Annotated in this window: 6 protein-coding genes; 4 read left to right on the top strand and 2 right to left on the bottom strand. The window is 34.9% G+C overall.

All coding sequences use genetic code 11. The features are described from left to right. A partial coding sequence (locus WAX46_RS15490; RefSeq protein WP_336493510.1) for an IS3 family transposase occupies nt 1-170 on the top strand: 170 nt, incomplete at its 5' end. 86 nt (nt 171-256) lie between these two features. Here the strand turns inward: WAX46_RS15490 and WAX46_RS15485 are convergent. Together WAX46_RS15485 and WAX46_RS15480 are read right to left on the bottom strand one after the other, a co-directional pair. After that, nucleotides 257-391, bottom strand: coding sequence for a hypothetical protein (locus tag WAX46_RS15485; protein WP_264188796.1), 135 nt, complete (start codon nt 389-391; stop codon nt 257-259). 167 nt (nt 392-558) lie between these two features. Further along, nucleotides 559-1,479 (bottom strand): DUF4885 family protein, encoded by a 921-nt coding sequence (locus tag WAX46_RS15480; protein ID WP_226570294.1) that lies wholly within the window; start codon nt 1,477-1,479, stop codon nt 559-561. A gap of 109 nt (nt 1,480-1,588) precedes the next feature. On the opposite strand from WAX46_RS15480, the gene WAX46_RS15475 reads away from it, so the two are divergent. The 3 genes from WAX46_RS15475 to WAX46_RS15465 all read left to right on the top strand — a co-directional run. Next, nucleotides 1,589-2,446, top strand: coding sequence for a hypothetical protein (locus tag WAX46_RS15475; RefSeq protein ID WP_226570292.1), 858 nt, complete (start codon nt 1,589-1,591; stop codon nt 2,444-2,446). Nucleotides 2,447-2,652: 206 nt separating this feature from the next. Further along, a complete protein-coding gene (locus WAX46_RS15470; protein ID WP_226567261.1) occupies nt 2,653-2,958 on the top strand; it encodes a hypothetical protein in 306 nt (101 codons plus the stop codon). Continuing rightward, a partial coding sequence (locus WAX46_RS15465) for an IS3 family transposase (RefSeq protein ID WP_336494304.1) occupies nt 2,943-3,268 on the top strand: 326 nt, incomplete at its 3' end. The genes WAX46_RS15470 and WAX46_RS15465, both read left to right, overlap by 16 nt.

The raw sequence follows: 3,268 nt of genomic DNA, 5'->3' as shown, positions 1-3,268 counted from the left end.
CCCGTAAGGGAATGCCCGCTGATAATGCCCCCATCGAATCCTTCCACTCCAGTTTAAAATCAGAAGGATTCTATCTCCACCACCTGACAAACACTACAACAGCCATTGTAGAAAAAACGGTCAGGGAGTATATTAATTATTATAACAATATCCGAATTCAATTAAAATGAAACAACCAGTCACCGAAAGAGTTTCGACAACTGGCTGTTTCATAAAGGTGTTTTGATCCCTGTCTCAAAAACGGGGGTCAGTCCCATCAGCTTTTATCGCTCTTTTCTTTTAACAGCTCTATGATGAGTTCATTTTGTTTTCCAATTGATGTTAAACTTTTCTCTATCATTGTACTTGATATGACAAGCACAATTAAAATTGCAATCCCCACAAATAACAAATAAAGCCCTCCTCAATTTGAAAATCAATTTAATACTTCTAGTTAGTTCTTGTTTTGTTGTGGGAATCCTCCAATATTTTTAGAAACAAGACGCTGTGATCGTATTGTCATAGCACCTTGTTTACAGTTGATTTTTATACATGATTCAAGCCCTCGTTTAGTTAACTTCAACCAATGTCATATAAAGCCCCATTTTGATAACCAATAGATAGCACCAAATCAGGAATAGAATCAAACCCGTTTTTGGCTAGATCAAATAGCTGTGCACCATAATGTGAAGCGGCAATACGCGCATTTTCTGCGGTGTACGGATTTTTCAGAAGTTCTTCTTTGTATATATCAAAAATATTTGTTCCGTTATCCGTAATAAATTGACCGTTTACAATGCTTAAATCGTTTAAATTGTAGCCCGTCACCGTTTTGATTTGATTGACAAGATGGAATTTTGCAAGGGTGTCAGCTGTGAATTGAGTGGAATCGTCAGATCTGCTTTTCATGATATGAAAAAATAACTCTCTTGTATTGTTGTTTGTATTTAATATGTCTTCTATTTGTTTGACCAGCGATTCGTCTTTTGATCCACTCACCACTAATTTAAAATTATTTGGGTCAATTGTAAAAATTAAATTTGCATTTTTAGGAATGGTCAAACCATTGGTAGAAAATAAAGCTTGCAGTTGTTCGTTCACTTTTTGGCGATTGAGTATTTTCTTTTCTACACTTTCTTGGGTAGGATCGTATCGTTTTTCATTGCGGAAGATGGCGTCATTAAAATCGTATTGTCCACCCTTATTATTCCTTGCCCAACTCATTTCCATAATGTAAGCAGCTTCTCTCTCCACGGAAGTTAGGTCACTTCTGAAATAAGAAGAGTGTGGATTTCGATACTTATCATATATATGGCCTTGAGGATCTTTGAAACGTTTATTTTGTTCATTTATTTTTTCGTATTTCTCATCTAATATTTTCATTCGTCTATCAGATTCGGTCATCACCTCATTTGTACTTTGGATAGCTGGCTGGTTTTTGGAGTCTATACGGTTATGATTGTTTGAAACAACTGTTGTGTATGATGTGTTAATATTCATTTTGATTCTCCTTTTTTAAAAAAATAGTGATTATTAAATATATCGGCAATTAAGTTAAAATTTGTTAGTTTTGATCCGATATAGTAATTATTACAAGGAGGGTTAAAATATGACAAATAGTATCTTTAAACGTTTTTTATTACCAGCATTGTTGTTTATGCTTGTTACCAGCTTTATTACGCCAAATACAGCAGAAGCAGCTATCACAGGGAATAACAGTCCTAACACAGCAAGTTCAATGGGATATTGGAAATATAGTCGTTCAGACACAACAATCTTACCTGAAGGTGAAAATGAAGCGTATTATCAGTTCACGATCAACAAGGGTGAAAGAGTTTATGTAAGAAGTTCGTATAATAAGCAATATACAGGGATGAATATCGAGGTGTATAATTCGAAATATTCTAGGACAGGGTCCGAAGTTATTAATCCTCATTCAGTAACGCCCTTTATTTTTGCGAATACAGGTGAAGTTACTTCAACTACAGAAACTTATTTTGTGAAAGTGACCCGTGGTACATATACAGGGGATATGTATTTTACTGTCTCAATTCAAGATCGTATTAAATCTGGAAATGGGAAATTCAACTTTACAGGGACCGCTACCAACTTGGGGAATTCTTCTTTGAATCTAACAGGTGTTGATTCTTCTGTCATTACAATGGATTTAACTAATAATCCTGCAGTTCCTAAACGTGCTGTTGTTAAATCGATTTCCACGACTAGTACTCAAACACCTAACCAAGGGAATGTTACACACAAATTAATGGCTAGTGAAAGCAATATTTGGTACCAATCACTTTTTTCATCTGCAACAAGTGGTTCTTATCGTATTTCTCTGGAAGATCAATTAAAAGTGGCTCAAAAATGGAGCTTTAAGTACAACGCAAAAGCTACAGCGAAGTCTACCATGAGAAATGTCAGTGCTAATATCAATTATGAATATGATGTCACGGATGGATTCTAATTGTTTGGAAAAATTGTATAAAAAATCCATATAAACGATTCAGTTATAAGTACGAGTGTTAAAGAAATTAATATGCATAATAAACGATTCAGTCAAAAAAAGACAAGGAGAAATGGGACTGACCACATAATATGAGACAAATAAAAACACCTTTAAGTTGAACATCGGGTATAGCATACCTGAAAACAATTTGGAGGTGTTTTTGTATGAAAAAAAGAGTAAGTTATCCGATTAGCGTAAAAGAAGAGGCCGTTCGAATGAAGTTAATAGGGATTCCAACAAAAGAAATCATGGACAAGCTAGGAATTAAGAATAGTACCCAAGTGAAAACATGGATGAAATGGTATCGTGATGGTGAACACCATCGGTTTCATCAACCAGTCGGGAAACAATATTCATATGGGAAAGGACCTGAATATCAAGATGAGAACGAAAAGTTGAAAACAGAAAATCGTTATCTCAAACAACAAATCGACATCTTAAAAAAGTACATAGAATGGGAAAGGAAGTGAAAAAGGAAGCGTACGTGTCGATTTATGATACGGTAAAAGACAAAGTGAGTATAAGTGCATTCTGTCAGATGTTTGAGCTTGCAAGATTAACATTTTATCGTTGGAAAAAACAAGATCATCAGCCGAATCCAAAGCAGCAGAAACTAGTCCAGTTGATTTCATCACTCTGTAAATCACATCAATATACGTACGGTTATCGTAAAATCACAGCTCTACTACAAAAAGAAATGAAAATGAATCATAAGACGGTACAACGTATTATGCAAACCTACGGTTTACAGTGTCGTGTGAAAGTAAAAAAGCGTAAACA

The organism is Bacillus sp. FJAT-53060 (genome assembly GCF_037104745.1).
GTDB classification, from domain to species: domain Bacteria; phylum Bacillota; class Bacilli; order Bacillales; family Bacillaceae; genus Bacillus; species Bacillus stratosphericus_B.
This window is presented reverse-complemented; position numbering and strand designations above follow the sequence as displayed.